The organism is Pseudomonas sp. EggHat1 (assembly GCF_014892995.1).
GTDB lineage: Bacteria > Pseudomonadota > Gammaproteobacteria > Pseudomonadales > Pseudomonadaceae > Aquipseudomonas > Aquipseudomonas chaetocerotis.
Genome location: NZ_JACKQK010000001.1, coordinates 497,840 through 513,939 on the forward strand (window position 1 = coordinate 497,840; position 16,100 = coordinate 513,939).

17 protein-coding genes are annotated in these 16,100 nt (G+C 63.8%); 6 read left to right on the plus strand and 11 right to left on the minus strand.

The window, feature by feature from the left end; genetic code table 11:
- Positions 1-3: 3 nt before the first annotated feature.
- The 4 genes from INS93_RS02320 to INS93_RS02335 form a co-directional block, all read right to left on the minus strand.
- Positions 4-1,392 (minus strand): aldehyde dehydrogenase family protein, encoded by a 1,389-nt coding sequence (locus INS93_RS02320; protein ID WP_192980150.1) that lies wholly within the window; start codon positions 1,390-1,392, stop codon positions 4-6.
- Positions 1,393-1,492: 100 nt separating this feature from the next.
- Positions 1,493-2,866 carry a glutamine synthetase family protein gene (locus INS93_RS02325; protein WP_192980151.1) on the minus strand — a complete coding sequence of 458 codons (1,374 nt, stop codon included), beginning with the start codon at positions 2,864-2,866 and terminating at the stop codon, positions 1,493-1,495.
- A 231-nt stretch (positions 2,867-3,097) separates the two neighbouring features.
- Positions 3,098-3,874, minus strand: a complete 777-nt coding sequence (locus tag INS93_RS02330) for an SDR family oxidoreductase (protein WP_192980152.1) — start codon at positions 3,872-3,874, stop codon at positions 3,098-3,100.
- Positions 3,871-4,200: a nuclear transport factor 2 family protein gene (locus tag INS93_RS02335; RefSeq protein WP_192980153.1), complete on the minus strand. Its 330-nt coding sequence runs from the start codon at positions 4,198-4,200 to the stop codon at positions 3,871-3,873. Before INS93_RS02335 ends, INS93_RS02330 begins: the two co-directional genes overlap by 4 nt.
- Before the next feature lie 116 nt (positions 4,201-4,316).
- Between INS93_RS02335 and INS93_RS02340 the strand changes: the two genes are divergently transcribed.
- Positions 4,317-5,234, plus strand: a complete 918-nt coding sequence (locus INS93_RS02340; RefSeq protein WP_192980154.1) for a LysR substrate-binding domain-containing protein — start codon at positions 4,317-4,319, stop codon at positions 5,232-5,234.
- A 28-nt stretch (positions 5,235-5,262) separates the two neighbouring features.
- Here the strand turns inward: INS93_RS02340 and INS93_RS02345 are convergent, their stop codons facing one another.
- The 5 genes from INS93_RS02345 to INS93_RS02365 form a co-directional block, all read right to left on the minus strand.
- A complete protein-coding gene (locus INS93_RS02345; RefSeq protein ID WP_192980155.1) occupies positions 5,263-6,315 on the minus strand; it encodes a twin-arginine translocation signal domain-containing protein in 1,053 nt (350 codons plus the stop codon).
- Between the two features lie 127 nt (positions 6,316-6,442).
- Positions 6,443-7,768, minus strand: a complete 1,326-nt coding sequence (locus tag INS93_RS02350) for a TRAP transporter large permease subunit (RefSeq protein ID WP_192980156.1) — start codon at positions 7,766-7,768, stop codon at positions 6,443-6,445.
- On the minus strand, positions 7,768-8,274 hold the full coding sequence (locus INS93_RS02355) for a TRAP transporter small permease subunit (protein ID WP_192980157.1): 507 nt from the start codon (positions 8,272-8,274) through the stop codon (positions 7,768-7,770). Before INS93_RS02355 ends, INS93_RS02350 begins: the two co-directional genes overlap by 1 nt.
- 159 nt (positions 8,275-8,433) lie before the next feature.
- Positions 8,434-9,381 carry an alpha/beta fold hydrolase gene (locus INS93_RS02360; protein ID WP_192980158.1) on the minus strand — a complete coding sequence of 316 codons (948 nt, stop codon included), beginning with the start codon at positions 9,379-9,381 and terminating at the stop codon, positions 8,434-8,436.
- Between the two features lie 93 nt (positions 9,382-9,474).
- Positions 9,475-10,374, minus strand: a complete 900-nt coding sequence (locus INS93_RS02365; RefSeq protein ID WP_192980159.1) for an AEC family transporter — start codon at positions 10,372-10,374, stop codon at positions 9,475-9,477.
- A 273-nt stretch (positions 10,375-10,647) separates the two neighbouring features.
- On the opposite strand from INS93_RS02365, the gene INS93_RS02370 reads away from it, so the two are divergent.
- Positions 10,648-11,079 carry a hypothetical protein gene (locus tag INS93_RS02370; RefSeq protein ID WP_192980160.1) on the plus strand — a complete coding sequence of 144 codons (432 nt, stop codon included), beginning with the start codon at positions 10,648-10,650 and terminating at the stop codon, positions 11,077-11,079.
- Positions 11,080-11,131: 52 nt separating this feature from the next.
- Here INS93_RS02370 and INS93_RS02375 read toward each other — a convergent pair whose 3' ends face one another.
- Entirely contained in the window at positions 11,132-12,253 is a 1,122-nt protein-coding gene (locus INS93_RS02375) for a fatty acid desaturase family protein (protein WP_192980161.1), read from the minus strand.
- Positions 12,211-13,299 (minus strand): ferredoxin reductase, encoded by a 1,089-nt coding sequence (locus tag INS93_RS02380; protein WP_192980162.1) that lies wholly within the window; start codon positions 13,297-13,299, stop codon positions 12,211-12,213. The genes INS93_RS02375 and INS93_RS02380 overlap by 43 nt, the downstream gene beginning before the upstream one ends.
- A 146-nt stretch (positions 13,300-13,445) precedes the next feature.
- On the opposite strand from INS93_RS02380, the gene fabR reads away from it, so the two are divergent.
- The 4 genes from fabR (at position 13,446) to ureG (ending at position 16,088) form a co-directional block, all read left to right on the plus strand.
- Positions 13,446-14,081: an HTH-type transcriptional repressor FabR gene (fabR, locus tag INS93_RS02385; protein WP_072423248.1), complete on the plus strand. Its 636-nt coding sequence runs from the start codon at positions 13,446-13,448 to the stop codon at positions 14,079-14,081.
- Between the two features lie 163 nt (positions 14,082-14,244).
- Positions 14,245-14,745 carry an urease accessory protein UreE gene (gene ureE, locus INS93_RS02390; RefSeq protein ID WP_192980163.1) on the plus strand — a complete coding sequence of 167 codons (501 nt, stop codon included), beginning with the start codon at positions 14,245-14,247 and terminating at the stop codon, positions 14,743-14,745.
- A gap of 37 nt (positions 14,746-14,782) precedes the next feature.
- Positions 14,783-15,457 (plus strand): urease accessory protein UreF, encoded by a 675-nt coding sequence (locus INS93_RS02395; protein WP_192980164.1) that lies wholly within the window; start codon positions 14,783-14,785, stop codon positions 15,455-15,457.
- Positions 15,458-15,473: 16 nt separating this feature from the next.
- Complete coding sequence (ureG, locus tag INS93_RS02400; protein WP_003246865.1) at positions 15,474-16,088, plus strand: urease accessory protein UreG; 615 nt, start codon at positions 15,474-15,476, stop codon at positions 16,086-16,088.
- Positions 16,089-16,100: the final 12 nt, after the last annotated feature.

Genomic DNA, 16,100 nt, shown 5'->3' on the forward strand with positions numbered 1-16,100 from the left:
GCCTCACAGCTGAGTCTTGAAGTGGAAGGATTTCGGCCGAGTCAGTTGCTCATAGCCAACCCGCGACAGGGTGCAGCCGCGCCCGGAGTGCTTCACCCCGGTCCAGGCCAGGCCGGGGTCGAGGTAGTCGCAGCGGTTGAGAAATACCGTGCCGGCCTCCACCCGGTCAGCCAGGGCCATGGCTGCATCAACGTCGCGGCTGAAGATCGCAGCGGTCAGGCCGAACTCGCTGTCGTTCATCAGCGCCAGCGCTTCCTCGTCGCTGGCGACCTTCTGAATGCCCACCACCGGGCCGAAGGATTCCTCGGTCATCACGCGCATTTCATGGTTGACGTTGGTCAGCACCTGCGGCGCCAGGTAGGGCGTACCTGGCGCATCCAGGGGAAACTCGGCCGGGTCGATATGCGCCCTGGCGCCCTGCTCGACCGCTTCGGCGATCTGCGCGCGGACGAAATCGGCGGCGTCGCTGCGCACCAGCGGGCCAAGGGTGGTCTGCGGGTCGTCCGAGCGCCCCAGTTTGTATTGGCGCACCAGCGCCACGGCGCGCTCGACGAACTCATCGAATAGCGACTCGTGCACGTAGATACGCTCGATACCGCAGCAGGACTGCCCGGAATTGAAGAAGGCGCCGTCGATGGCGGTTTCCACCGCGTGCTGCAGATCGGCGTCGGCCCGAACGTAGGCCGGGTCCTTGCCACCCAGCTCGAGCCCGACACTGATGAAGCGTCCTGCAGCCGCGCGCTCGACCATGGCGCCCCCGGGCACCGAACCGGTGAAGGCAACGTGGTCGATGCTCGGCGAGCGAATCAATGCTTCGGTCTCGCCGTGGCTCAGGTGCAGGTACTGGAACACGCCTTCGGGCAGACCGGCCTCGGCAAAGGCTTCGACCATGCGCTCAGCGCACAGCGGTGTCTGCGCCGAGTGCTTGAGCAGCACCACGTTACCCGCCAACAGCGCCGGCATCACCGCGTTGACGGCGGTCAGATAGGGGTAATTCCAGGGGGCGATGATCAAGGCCAGGCCCAGTGGCTCACGGCGGATGAAACGGGTGAAGCCAGCCTTGTCCGGCAGGCGGATATCGGCCAGCGAGCCCTCGGCGATATCCGCCATATGGCTGGCACGTTCGACGAAGCCACGGATTTCGCCAGCGGCATAACGGATCGGCCGGCCCATCATCCAGCACAGCTCTTCGGCCAACTGCGCCTCACGCGCGGCGAAGATCTCAATGGCGCGCCGGCCGATGGCGATACGCTCGCGCAGCGGCGTCTGCTTCCAGGCCTGCTGTGCCAGCTCGGCCTTGGCCAGCGCCACCAGTACCTCGGGATTGGACGCCAGATGACGCTCGACATAGACCGAGCCGTCGATGGGGGAAATGCATTGCAGTTTGCTCATAAGGTGCTCCGTAAGAGGAATCGCGACGCACGCGGTGGATCGCGTACCGCACTCGGCCCCCTCGCCCCTCCGGGGAGAGGGTTGGGGAGAGGGGGAGCGCTCAGATGATTTCGAAGTAGCGATCCAGCTCCCAATCGCTGACATGGCGGCGGTACTCGCGCTCTTCCCATTCGCGACTGGCGGCGAAGTGCTCGACGAAGGCATCGCCGAACAGTTCGCGGGCAGCCTGCGAGCCCTTCAGGCGCTGCGCGGCATCCCACAGCGTGCGCGGCAGCGCCAGCTCCTCGGGATGCTTGACCGCATAGGCGTTGCCGCTGACCGGCTCGGTCGGCTCCCATTCCTGCATGACACCGTAAAGGCCCGAGCCGATGGCCACCGACAGCGCAAGGAAGGGGTTACCGTCGGCGGCGCCGAGGCGGTACTCCTGGCGCTGCGACTTGTCGCTGCCGGGGATCACCCGCAGCGCGGCGGTGCGGTTCTCCACGCCCCAGGTGGCATCGGTCGGCGCCCAGAAGCCGGGGATCAGGCGCCGATAGCTGTTCAACGTCGGCGCCACCATGCACAGGAATTCCGGCATCAGGCGCTGCTGCCCGGCGAGAAAATGTCGCTGCAGCTTGCTCATGTTGTGCGCCTGGCTGGGGTCGTAGAAGGCCGACTTGTCGCTCTTGCGGTCGCGCAGCGAGACGTGGATGTGCCCACTCTGCCCCGGATACTTGCCGGACCACTTGGCCATGAAGGTGGCCATCAGGCCGTTGCGCTGGGCCAGCACCTTCATGAAGGTCTTGAACAGCGCACCCTTGTCCGCTGCGGCGTCGGCACGGTCGTAGGCAATGGCTGCCTCGAGCACGCCGGGGCCGGTCTCGGTGTGCAGGCCCTCGATGGGAAAGTCCATCGCCTCGCCCATTTCGAGAATCTGGTGATAGAGCTCGGCATGCACCGAGTTGCGGATCATCGAGTAGCCGAACCAGTCCGGGGTAAATGGCTTGAGATCGCGAAAACCCTTGGCCCGCGCCGAGTCCGGGGTTTCATCGAACATGAAGAATTCGTACTCCAGCGCGGCGTAGGGCTCGAACCCCATGTCCTGGCAGCGCTGGATCACCCGCCGCAGCGTGCCACGCGGGCAAACCGCCTCGGCCTGCTGATCGAATTCGGCGAGAAACAGCAGCATGCCGTTCTCGAAGGGAATCTCGCGGCAGGTGTGCGGCAGGATGCGCACCGGCGCGTCCGGGTAGCCACTGTGCCAGCCGGTGTACTGAGCGTTGTCGTAGAGCTGATCCTTGACGTCCCAGCCGAGCACCACATCGCAGAAGGCGAAACCGTGCTCGAGGGCGGAGAAGAACTTGCTGCGGCTCATGTACTTGCCGCGCATCACCCCGTCGTTATCGAACAGACCGACCTTGACGTGGCTCAGGCCACGCTCCTCGACGATGCGCCGGGCCTCGCCGACGGTCTTTACATCCCGTGGTTTGAACATGCTAACCCCTGTGTCTTGTTGTTATCGCGGGCGGGTCAAGCGAAGGGCTGGGCATCCATGACCGGCCAGGCAAGGCCGACGACGCACGGGCTCAGCACGACGCTTGTGACGGCGTCCGTTTCAGGCTCATAGAGTGTGGTACAGGATTGCCGGGATGGCAGGGAGCTGGGCAGAAAAATAGGCGATGACGATCAAGGCGGTGGACAACCGCAGGCTGTCCACCGCGACGCACTAAGCTGTCGGCACCGTGCCGCCATCGATCAGGAATTCACTGCCGGTGATGGCGGCTGCCCGAGGTGACGCCAGGAAAGCGATGAGTTCAGCGACTTCCGACGGTTTCGATGGGCGGCCGAGCGGAATGCCTCCCAGCGCCTCCATGATGATGCGCTTGCCGCCTTCGTAATCGGTGCCCGCCTCCTCTGCCAATCGCTCGGCCAGGGCCACCGATGCCTCGGTTTCGATCCAGCCCGGAGCAACCCTCACGACGCGCACGCCCTTGGGTGACACCTCCTTCGACAGGCTCTTGCTGTAAGTCGAGAGGGCGGCTTTGGCTGCGGCATATGCGGTGGTCGCCTCGGGCAGTGGCAAACGACTCTGGATGGATGTCACATGAATGATCACGCCCGCTGCGCGCTGCAGCATGCCCGGAAGTAGCGCACGGTCCAGACGTACAGCCGGAAACAGGTTCAGATCGAGCTCGCGCTGCCACTGCCCGTCATCCAGCGCAGCAAAACCTCCGCCGGGAGCGGACGAGCCACCCAGCACATGCACGAGAATGTCGACCCCGCCCAAGCGCTGCTCCGCAGCCGCCACCAGCGCAGCACAACCTTCTCGGGTACAAAGATCGGCCTCAACGAAGATATCTGGCGGTACGGCGCTATCGGCCTGTCGCGCCGCGGTCAGCACCTGCGCCCCCTCGGCGTGGAACAAACGAACCACTGCGAGCCCCACGCCTTTGGTCCCACCGGTCACCAGCACACGCTTGCCGGCAAGTTCGAGGTTCATCATGGCGCAATCTCCAGTGAGCTGATCCGCCCGTCCCTGAGGGTGAAGACATGCTTGAGCGTCAGCGGACTGCCGGGAAAGTCACCGCTCACCATTGCCGTGATGCTCAGTTGAGCCTCCTCGGCAAACGACTCGATGGGCTCCACCCGATAGGTGAATGCCTGCCGCACGGCCCGCTGCCAGGATTCGATGGCCTCGATCCCCTGATGGCTGCGGTTTTCATCGATCACGCGGGCGTCCGCGCAGAAACACGCCGCCATGTGTGAGATGTCATCACCGTTGCTGATCTCGAAGTAGGCCTGAACGGCGCTCGGCAATTGCAGGTTCATAAGCTGGGTCCTCTCAGGGTTGTCAGGCTTGCAGGACTGCCATCTTGCCTCGCGCCAGATAATCTGCTCAATTGGGACAGATATTGATGACCAATCCCGCATAGCAGGACAATCCGATGTCCGACTCACGTCTTACCCTTCATGAGCTGGAGGCCGTCCTGGCCGTGGCCCGCCGCGCCTCGTTTCGCCGGGCAGCTATCGACCTGAATGTTTCCACCACTGCGCTAAGCAGCACCATCGCCAAGCTGGAGGCGACTCTGCAGACGCGCCTGTTCAATCGCACCACACGTAGCGTGTCGCTGACAGAGGCGGGCAGCAGCTATCTTGAGCAGGTGGAACCAGCCTTGCAGGCTCTGCGCGGCGCGCTGGAAACGGTTCGCTCGCACAACGCAGAACCTGCTGGCGTGATAAGAATCAACGCATTTGCCAGCGCAGCGCGCACGGCCCTCCTGCCACTGGTCCTGGAGTTTGCCGACCGCTACCCGCGCGTCCAGATCGATCTGGTGACGGAGGAGCGACTGGTGGACGTCGTCGCGGAAGGCTTCGATCTGGGCGTGCGCGCATCGAACCTGATCCCCAATGACATGATTGCCATCCCACTGGGCCAGACACAGCGCTATGCCGTGGTGGGGACGCCGCTGTATTTCTCCAAGCACGGTGAACCGCAGAACCCAGCGGATCTGATGCGGCATGAATGCCTGCGCATCCGGCTGCCCAACGGCGCCATCTATCCCTGGTACTTCGAACAGGCGGGCGAAGTGCTCAGGCTCGATGTCGAGGGTCGGTTCACCGTGGACGAGCCGAGTGTGGCCAAGGCCATCGTGCAGGCGAACGTGGCGCTCGGACTCTTTCTGGAGCAGGAGGTCCAGGCGGAAGTCGACGCTGGAGACCTGCAGCGGGTGCTGCAGGACTGGACGCCGCCGAGAGATGAAATGTGTCTGTACTACCCCAATCGACGCAATCCGTCTGCCGCGCTCAAGGCATTCACGGACCTGGCCCGAGAGAAACTGCAGCGCTGCCCGCCCCCAGGCTGAGCGGCGGGCGGGCAATCGGGGAGCAATATCAACCGCGATAAGGCGCTCCGGCCTTGGCCATCAGTGCGTTGTACTTCTTGAAGATGTCCACCACCTTGGCGCAGCGCGGGCTGGTCTTGGCGATTTCGTCCCAGAACTTCAACGCCTCGGCCTCTACCGTGGCCCACTCCTCGGCCGGGATGGAGGTCAGTTCCAGCTTGCCGCCTTCGACCCGCAGTTGCGCCTCACCGCCCCAGTACCAGTGCTGGCGATAGTAGTTGGAGCTGTCCATGCACAGCTTGAACAGGGTCTTGAGGTGCTCCGGCACTTCCGCCCATTTGTCCGAGTTGGCGAAGTAGGAGCCGCACCAGGCACCGGAGATGTTATTGGTCAGGAAGTACTTGGTGACGTTGGCCCAGCCGACGGTGTAGTCCTCGGTGATGCCGGACCAGGCGATGCCGTCCAGCTCACCGGTCTGGATCGCGACCTCGACATCTTCCCAGGGCAGGGTCACCGGAATCACGCCGAAGCGCGTAAGGAACTTGCCGGCGGTGGGGAAGGTGAAGATGCGCTTGCCCTTGAGGTGTTCGAGCCTGGTGATCGGCTCAACCGTGGCGAAGTGGCAAGGGTCCCAGGCGCCAGCGCCGAGCCAGGTGACGCCCTCGACTTCGCCGTAGGCCTCGGCCCAGATCTCGTTGAGCCCGTACTGCTCGAACAGCACCGGCACGTCGAGGCTGTAGCGGGTGGCGAAGGGGAAGTAACCACCGAATACCGAGACGTCCACTGGCGCGGCAATGGAGTCGTCATCACTCTGCACCGCATCGATGGTGCCACGCTGCATGGCGCGAAACAGCTCGCCGGTCGGCACCAACTGGTCGGCGAAATACAGTTGGATCTCCATCTGGCCGTTGGCGGCCTTGTTGAAGGCGTCGATCGAGGGTTTGATCACGTGCTCGGCCAGCGCCGCGCCGGCGTAGGTCTGCAATCGCCAGGTGATCTTCTTCGGCTCGGCGGCATAGATATGCGACGAACCGAGGGTAGCGGTGCCGACGGCCCCGGTGGTGACCGCGGCGGTCTTGAGGAAATCGCGTCTCGTACTCATGCTGGTCTCTCCATAGTGTCGATGCAGATGCAATACAACCGCTCAATGCCGCCAGAGCTGACGGCCTTACCAGTGGCCGGACGAACCGGCTCGACTGCTGGCGCGCGCACGCGCCGATTTCCGTTGATCAGCCGCCGTAATGCAGTTGCGGCAACCACAGCGCCAGCTGCGGAAAGACCATGACCAGGATCAGCGCCAGGACCATGATGAAGACAAAGGGTATGACCGAAACGTAGATGTCGCGCAGGCTCACTTCGGGAGGTGCCATCGCGCGCATGAGGAACAGGTTGTAGCCGAACGGCGGGGTCATGTAGGCGATCTGGCAGGTGATGGTGTAGAGCACGCCATACCAGATCAGGTCGAAGCCCAGGGCGCCGACCAGCGGAATGTAGAGTGGCGCGACGATCACCAGCATGGCAGTGTCGTCGAGGAACATGCCCATCACGATGAACGAGATCTGCATCAGGATGAGGATCTGCCACGGCCCCAGGTGCAGGCTGTCGACGAAGAAGCCTTCGATGGCCCTGACCGCGCCGAGACCGTCGAACACCGCGCCGAAGCACAGCGCGGCGAGAATGATCCACATGAACATGCAACTGATGGCCAGGGTCTTGCGCAGCGTTTCCTCCATCACCTTGCCACTCAGCCGCCCCTTGAACAGCGCCGCCAGGGTCGCCGCTGCGGCACCGACAGCCGAGCTTTCCACCAGGCTGGTGTAGCCCATCAGGAACAGCCCGGTCATCGACAGAAAAATGAATACTGGCACCAGCCCGGCACTGAGCAGCCGCAGCTTCTCCTGCATGCTGATCTGCTCACGCTCGGCCTGCGCCAGCGGTGGGCCGAGATGCGGCTGCAGGCGGCAGCGAATGGCGATGTAGAGCATGAACATGCCGGCCATCATCAGCCCCGGAATGGCCCCGGCCAGCCACAACTGCCCCACCGGCTGGCGCGCGATCATGCCGTAGAGCACCAGCACCACACTGGGCGGAATCAGAATACCGAGCGAGCTGCCCGCCTGAATCACCCCGGTGATCATGATCTTGTCGTAGCCACGCCTGAGCAGTTCGGGCAAGGCGATGCTGGCGCCGATGGCCATGCCGGCCACGCTCAGGCCGTTCATCGCCGAGATCGCCACCATCAGGAAGATGGTGCCGATGGCCAGGCCGCCCGGCAGCGGTCCCATCCACACATGGAACATCTTGTACAGGTCTTCGGCGATGCCCGACTCGGAGAGCATGTAGCCCATGAACACGAACATCGGCAGGGTCAGCAGCGGGTACCACTTCATCAGTTTCATGGCCGCGCTGAAGGCCATCTCCGAGCCGCCATCGCCCCACAACAGCAACGCAGCAGCTGCAGCGACGAAGCCGATGGCGCCGAACACGCGCTTGCCGGTGAGCAGCAGCAACATCATCGAGGAGAACATCAGAAGCGCGATCAGCTCGTAGCTCATCAGAGCGTCTCCCCACGGGCGGCGTACAGATCCTTGAAGAAGGTGGCGATCGCCTGCAACAGCATCAGGGCGATGCCGAAACACATGACGATCTTGATCGGCGCCATGTAAGGCGACCACGCCGAGTAGCTGGTCTCCTTGTATTCGATGGCGTACTCGGTGGAGGAGATGCCGCCGACCAGCAGCATCACCAGGTAGAAGATCAGCATGAGCACGGTGATGGCATCGACCACGGCGCGCGTACGCGGCGACCAGGCGCTGTAGGCCAGGTCCATGCGCACATGGGCGTCGAGCTGCATCGAGTAGGCACCGCCGAGCAGGAAGTAGGCGACCATGAGGAATTGGGCACTTTCCAGGGTCCAGATCGATGGTGTGAAGAAGGTCTTGCTCATGGAGGAGTACAGGAGCACCGCCAGCATGGCGAAGATCAGGTACATGGCGAAACGCCCGACCCTCCGGTTGAATGCGTCCACGACCCGGACGAAAGCTCTAATGCCCTTGCGCATGCAGTTTCCTGCTTTTTTTTGTTCGTTATCCCGTCAGCCTAGACGAAGATTCGCCAAAGCCAACCGCCCCGCCGAGCCATAGCAGGAAACGCGCCAGCCACTAACGGCCAGCGCTTCCACGAACAAAATCAAAGGCTTGGAAAATACCGCGCTAGAGCCTCATCGTGCCAGGAAGCTGCCAAGCACCGCGACGGTGCGCTGCGGCTCCTCTTCCTGGGGCACGTGGCCGAGGGCTTCGAACAGCACCAACTGGCTGCCCTCGATATCGGCGGCGAAACGCTCGGCATTGCTCACAGGAATCAGCCGGTCCCGCCCACCCCAGATGATCAGCGTGGGCAATTCGAGTTCGCCGATGCGCTCATGCAGCTCGCCGCTGGGAGCCTGGGCGAAGCGCTGGCGCAAGGCCTGACGATTGCCGGCACGCAGGGTCAGTTGGTAGTAACGCTCGACCAGTCCGTCATCGACCTTGTCTGGATCGCCATAAACGTTGCGCACGCTCGACTCGATCATGCTTCGCGGCAACAGCCGGCTCATCAATGGCGCCAAGGCAGGAATGCCGGCCAGACGAAAGCCTATCGGCACCGACTCAGCATTGCGCGGGTAGCCGGCAGCATCCACCAGCACCAGACGCGCACTGCGCTCGGGATGAGCCAGGGCAAAACGCCAGGCCAACTGGCCGCCGAAACTGTTGCCGACCAGCACCACGCGATTGACCCGCAGATGATCGAGCATAGCCAGGAGGAACTGCGTGTAGTGCTCAACGCGGTAATCGCCATCGGGAAATGGCCCGGTCAGGCCGAAACCGGGTAAGTCCAGGCTGATCACGCGACGCTGCCTGGCCAGCTCTTTTACCCAACCTTCCCAGGTGTGCAGGCTGGCGGAGGTGCCGTGCAACAGCAGGATGGGCTCGGGGTCATCGCGCCGCCCCTGGTCACGCAGGTGCACCGACATTCCATCGATCTCGACGAACTGCGAAGGCGGTGGCGCCCAGCGCGCAGTGAGTTCGTCCAGCGGGCGATCCGGAGCCCAGTTGAGCGTGACGAAGGCAGCAAGGGTCAACCCGAACACCAACAGCAGGCCGAGCAGCACGTGGGCGAGTCGTTTCATCGATGCAGTCCTGAACGGAGCGGGAAGCGCGATGCTAGCCAGGCACCGCGTCGACGCCTATCGCCCGGAAGGACGAATCGCCAGGCGATGCACTCAGAAGCCCACCAGCAGCATCCACAACGGCAGTGAAACCGCCGCCAGCAGCGTGGACAGCGAGATAGCAGCGCTGACACTACGACTGTCCTCCGCGCTGCGGGCAAAGGCCATCACGTTGACCCCACTGGGGCAGGCAGCGAGCAGGACCAGTACGCTGCGCGCCGTCTCGTTCAGGCCGGGGAGTTGGCCACTGAGCCACCACACGAGCGCCGGGAACAGCAACAGCTTGGCCAAAGCCACCCCCCAGGCCTCGCCGGTAGGGCGCAGGCGATAACGCGACAGGCTGGCGCCGAGCACGATCAGCGCGCAGGGCAGCGCGGCTTGGCCGAGCCAGGTGATTGCCCGCCACAAACTTTCCGGCAGTTGCAGCCCGGACAGGTTGAGCAGTGCGCCCAGTCCCAGGCCGATGATCATCGGGTTGGCCAGGTTCTTCAGCAGCGCGCGACCGTCAACACGTTCCTGGCTGCCAAAGGCGGCATAGAAACTGTGCAGGGAAAACAACGTGAGGCTGTGGAACACCAGGATGGCGAACACGTAGAGCAGACCATCGTTACCCATCAGGCTGGCGATCAGCGGAATGCCCACCAGCACGTTGTTGGAGAACGCCGCCACCAATCCCAGCGGCGTCGCTGTACCGCGACGCCAGTGCGCCAGCGCGTTGACCGCAACGAACACCAGCAGTACCGGCAGGTAATAGGCCAACAGCAGCATCGGCGACAGGCCTTCGGCCAGCGATGCCTTGGCGATGCCGGCGAACAGCAGCGTCGGCATGAACAGCTTGAAGGTGATGTTGGCCAGACCGGCCGCCGACTCGCTGGTGAGCCACTGGCGCCAGCCGAGCAGATAGCCGAGAACGATCAGAGCGAAGATCGGCAAAATTGCCTGTGCCGCGAGCATTGCTGAGCCTGCCTCCAGGGAACTGCAGAAGAGGACGGATCGAGCACGACCCGCAAGGGTCGCCAAGCATACGCGCGCCCGGCATTCAGCGCGATGCTTCGCTGAACATTCGCCGCGACGCTTGACGCCCGGCCACAAGCACCGAGATAGAGCCTCTCGGTCGAGTATTGAGGGGGTCGATGTTCACTATCAGGCCAGTCAAGTTCTTATCTGCGCCCATGTCCTCAAGAATTGACTCCGACGCCACTTATTACTCCCCAAGGAGACATCGACATGAAAGCGCAACTGACCCTCGCAACTCTGGCCCTTAGCCTGATCACCACCACCGCATTCGCCGCCTCGAGCAGCGCGCCCTTCCCGCTGGTGGGCGAAGCCAAGGACAGCCAGGTACAACAGCAACCCATCGCACCGCTCGCCGAAGACGGCTCCGACCGCACGCCGGGCGCCCAGCGCATCCAGCTGGCCGAAGATGGCTATGATCGCACCCCGGGTGCTCAACGCATCCAGTTGGCTGAAGACGGTTCTGACCGCACTCCCGGCAGCCAGCGCATCCAGCTGGTAGAGGGTGGATATGAGCGTACTCCTGGTGCTCAGCGTATTCAGCTGGCCGAAGGCGGTTACGAGCGCACGCCGGGCGCCCAGCGTGTTCAACTGGCCGAGGGTGGTTCCGATCGCCTGATCAAGCAACGTGGCCATACGGCCTGAGCCCTGTCGTCACACCCCAAAGCCCGGCGCATGCCGGGCTTTTTTATGCCTTTCACGCCATCCCGGCAGCGGGCAAGCGGTAGATCCAGATCCGCCGCAGCACGGTCGAGAACTGCCCCCACAAGGTGCCGCAGTTGTAATGCTGGCCATAGCGCTCGGCGATCAGGCGCACCTCACGCGCCAGTTCGGCATAGCGCCGCGCGGGCAGGTCCGGGAACAGATGATGCTCGATCTGATGGCTGAGGTTGCCGGTCAGAATATGCAGCAGCGGCCCACCGGAGAGGTTGCTCGAACCGCGCAGTTGGCGCAGATACCAGTGTCCACGGGTCTCCCCCTGCAGAACCTCGGGTGCAAACACCGCCGCCTTCTCGGTGAAATGGCCGCAGAAGATCACCAGAAAGGTCCACAGATTGCGTAGCAGGTTGGCCACCAGATTGCCGGTCAGTACGGCCAGTGCATTGGCGCCGAGCAGCAAGGCCAGCAGCGGAAACAGCAGATAGTCCTTGCCCCACTGCCGCGCCAGCTTGGCACCGAACTGACGCGCCAGCGGAAGCACCTCTTCCTTGCTGATACGGCCTTTCACCAGCTTGTCCAGGCGCAGGTGCTGGATGGCCACGGCGTACTGGAACAGCAGCGCCTGAATCGTCACCCACAGCGGCTGCCAGCGATAGAACGGTTTCCAGCGCTGCTCGGGAAACAGGCGCACCACGCCATAACCGACGTCATCGTCCATGCCCAGCACGTTGGTGTAGGTGTGATGCACGTGGTTATGGGTGTGCCGCCAGAAATCGGCGGGGCCGACGATGTCCCATTCATACTGGCGGCCAGCGAATTCCGGATCGTTCATCCAGTCGTACTGGCCGTGCATCACGTTGTGACCCAACTCCATGTTCTCGAGAATCTTGCCCAGCCCCAGCAAGAAGGTGCCGAGCAGCCAGGTCGGCGGGAACCAACCGAACATCAGCAGCGCACGGCCACTCCAGCAGCACAGGCGCACCACGCCACGCACGCGGCGGATATAACGCGCATCGGCCTCGCCCAGATCGGCCAGGGTGCGCTGGCGCAGAGCATCCAGCTCCTGGCCGAAAGCTTCGAGTTCGGCGGGGTTCAATTCACGATCAAGACGAGCTGTCACAGATCGACCTCCACATCCCCATGCGGGGCACTGACACATAGACGTATGGGTTGATTGGGTTCGGCGAACAGCTCACCGCTACGCAGATCACGCACCGTGCCGGCCAGCAGCAGGCAGGTGCAGCTGGCGCAGATGCCCTGGCGACAGCCATGGGCTGGACGCAAACCATTGGCTTCGGCCTGCTCCAGCAGGCTGGCGTTGCCGTTACCCAGTGCCTGCTGGCGGCTGCGGGCAAAGCTCAGGAGCACCTCAGGTGTCTGCGCCTCGGTCAGTACCGGCAACGGGCTGAAACTTTCCGACTGCAGGCTGGTGCCGCGCCCGGCATCGCGCCACCAGCCGCACGCCGTGTCGACGAAACCGCGCGGACCGCATACCAGCAGGTGTTCGGCAGGCAGGGCAGCGATGTGATCGGCCGTCAGGCGGCTACCAGCCTCGGCACTGAAGGCCCAGCGCACCTGTAAGTTGGCGTAGCGCGCTGCCAGCGCCTGCAGCTCCTCGGCAAAGGCCTGCTGGCCGTGACGACGTACCTGATGCAGCAGCGTCACCGGCGCAGAAAAGCCACGCGCCAGTGCATCACGCAATAAACCGAGCAAAGGCGTGATGCCACTGCCAGCCGCCAGCAGCAACACGGCGCCCTGCTCCTGCGGCCAAACGAACTCGCCAAATGCCTGACCCAGCTCGATCACCTTACCCACCTCCAGATGATCGAGCAGCAGATTGGACAGGCGCCCACCCGGCTGGCGCTTGATCGCAAGCTCGATACGCCCGTCGGCCGCCACCGACGTCAGGCTGTAACTGCGCCCGTGACGTACACCGTCCTGCTCCAGATAAACCTGGACATGCTGCCCGGCCCGCCAGTCCCGCGTATTGCCATTGCAGCGCAGTTGCAGTGCCAGCATGTCGTCGGCCACCCAACGACGTGCCTCGACCCTGGCGAATACGCGGTTGAGACGCAGCGCCGGATGCAGCGAGCGCAAACACAGGTCGATATCCGCCTCGCGCAGCCACCCGGCCGCACAGAGCCGGCGCAGCGGTTGCAGGCCGCGAGCGACATACCGCGTCAGAGACAGGGAAAGCAGAGCCATGAGAAAATCCAGTGAACACTTGTGCACAAGGCTGACAGATCGACTGCATTTCAGTCAACAGTCGTTCACCGAACTACCTTCGCACGGTTCGACGCTGGCGCCGCGCATTTGCTAGAGTGCGGCATCGCTCAATGACCCGATTTCGCATGACGCCACGCGCCGAACAGAAGCAGCAGACTCGCCAGTCCCTGATGGACGCCGCCCTCACCCTCATGGAGAGCGGGCGCGGCTTTGGCAGCCTGAGCCTGCGCGAGGTGACGCGCGTCGCCGGTATCGTGCCTACCGGTTTCTATCGCCACTTCGCCGACATGGACGAACTGGGCCTGGCGCTGGTGGCAGAGGTGGGCGAAACCTTCCGTGCGGCGATCCGCCAGGTGCGCCGCCATGAGTTCGAGATGCGCGGCATGATCGACGCCTCGGTGCGTATCTTCCTCGCCGAAGTGGCCGCCAATCGCGCTCAGTTCCTGTTCCTCGCCCGCGAGCAGTACGGCGGCTCGCAACCTGTGCGCCAGGCCGTTGCGGCCCTGCGTGAACGCATCACCAGCGACCTGGCCGCCGACCTCAAGCTGATGAACCGGATGCCGCACCTCGACGATGCAGCGCTCGACGTGGTGTCGGATCTGGTGGTGAAGACGGTATTCGCCACCTTGCCCGAACTGATCGATCCGCCCGCCGAAACCTTGCCGGCGCACCTCACGGCAGAGGCCAAGGTCATCCAGCAACTGCGCTTCATCATGGTCGGTGGCAAGCACTGGCTGGGCCTGGGCAAGCCCTCCGAGTAGCACGCACCACAACCGTGCGCGCACAGAAAAAACGCACCAAATAAATCCTGACTGCTTCGCCAAGTTATCCACAGCACGCAGAAATGCGCCTCCTTGCGCCACTCTCCAGCCTTGGCAAGCCACTTGCACTATTTCCGGGCACATTGCCCCGGAATAAACACACATGCTGGTGATCCACGCCCGAATCGCAGCGCAGAGTACCTGCGACACTGAACTGGAACTGACCTTCGAAGCGCGCAGCAAAAGCCGCCTGCACTGTTTCACCACCAGCGGTGAGGAGGTCGGCCTGTTTCTCGAGCGAGGCCAGCCAGCACTGGCCGACGGCGAATGCCTGCAGGCCAGGGACGGACGTATCGTCCGCGTACGCGCCAAGGCCGAGCCACTGCTGCACGTCACCTGCGCCAGCCCGTTCGAACTGATGCGCGCCGCCTACCACCTCGGTAACCGCCACGTGTCCCTGCAACTGGGCGACGGCTGGCTGCGCCTGCCTGACGACTACGTGCTCAAGGCCATGCTCGAACAGCTCGGCGCCACGGTCGATGCCATCGAAGCGCCCTATCAGCCCGAGCAAGGCGCCTATGGCGGCGGTCATCATCACTCCCATCACGGCGACGAGGAATTCAACTACGGCCCGCGCCTGCACCAGTTCGGTGTGCGCAAGTGAGCCAAGCGCCGTCGCCCGCGCGTATCGGGGCCAGTTCATGAAACCCGCCTGGGCATTGCTGCGCCTGGCCAGCCCACAACTACCCATCGGCGGCTACAGCTATTCGCAGGGCCTGGAATGGGCTATCGACAGTGGCCTGGTCAAGGATGCCGAAAACGCTGAACGCTGGCTGGCCGATCAACTGACGCTCAACCTCGCCCGCTTCGAAGCACCATTGCTGCTGGCTCACTGTCGCGCTGCGCATGAGGGTGACTGGCCGCACCTGCAGGCGCTGGCCGAACAGCACCGCGCCAGTCGTGAAACCCGCGAGCTGGCCTTGGAGAGCCGGCAGATGGGTTATTCGCTGCGGCAACTGCTCGAAGGCCTGCCCGAGCTGGACGAGGCGGCGCGCGAAGCACTTGCAGCCCAGGACGAACCCGGCCTGGCCCTGGCCTGGGCGCTGGCCGCACGCGCCTGGCAGATCAGCCCGGACGATGCCCTGGCCGCCTGGCTCTGGGGCTGGCTGGAAAATCAGCTGGCCGTATTGATGAAAGTGCTGCCGCTGGGCCAACAGGCCGCCCAGCGCCTGACCAGCCGCCTGCTGCCAACGCTCGAGGCCGCCCAGCAGCAGGCCACCAACCTTTCCCCTGAACACTGGGGCAGCGCCGCCTTCGGCCTGACCCTGGCGAGCATGGCGCACGAGCGCCAGTACTCGCGTCTCTTCCGCTCCTGACGAGGAACATCAGCACATGAACAGCCAACCCCTGCGTGTCGGCATCGGCGGCCCGGTCGGTTCCGGCAAGACCGCCCTGACCCTGGCCCTGTGCCGCGCCCTGCGCGAGCGCTACAACATCGCCGTGGTCACCAACGACATCTACACCCAGGAAGACGCCCAGTTCCTGGTGCGCAACGAGGCCCTGGAGCCCGAACGCATCATCGGCGTGGAAACCGGCGGCTGCCCGCATACCGCCATTCGCGAGGATGCCTCGATCAACCTGGAAGCCGTGGAGCAGCTCAACCGCCGCTTCCCCGGCCTGGACCTGATCATCGTCGAATCCGGTGGTGACAACCTCTCGGCCACCTTCAGCCCCGAGCTATCGGACCTGACCCTTTACGTGATCGACGTATCCGCCGGCGACAAACTGCCACGCAAGGGCGGCCCCGGAATCTGCAAGTCCGACCTGCTGGTGATCAACAAGGTCGATCTCGCGCCCATGGTCGGCGCCTCCCTGGAGGTGATGGAACGCGACACCCTGAAGATGCGCGGCGACAAACCCTTCGTCTTCAGCAACCAGAAAATCGGCCAGGGTCTCGACGAGATCATCGCCTTCATCGAACGCCAGGGCATGCTCACGGCGGCCTGATTCCCCATTCAA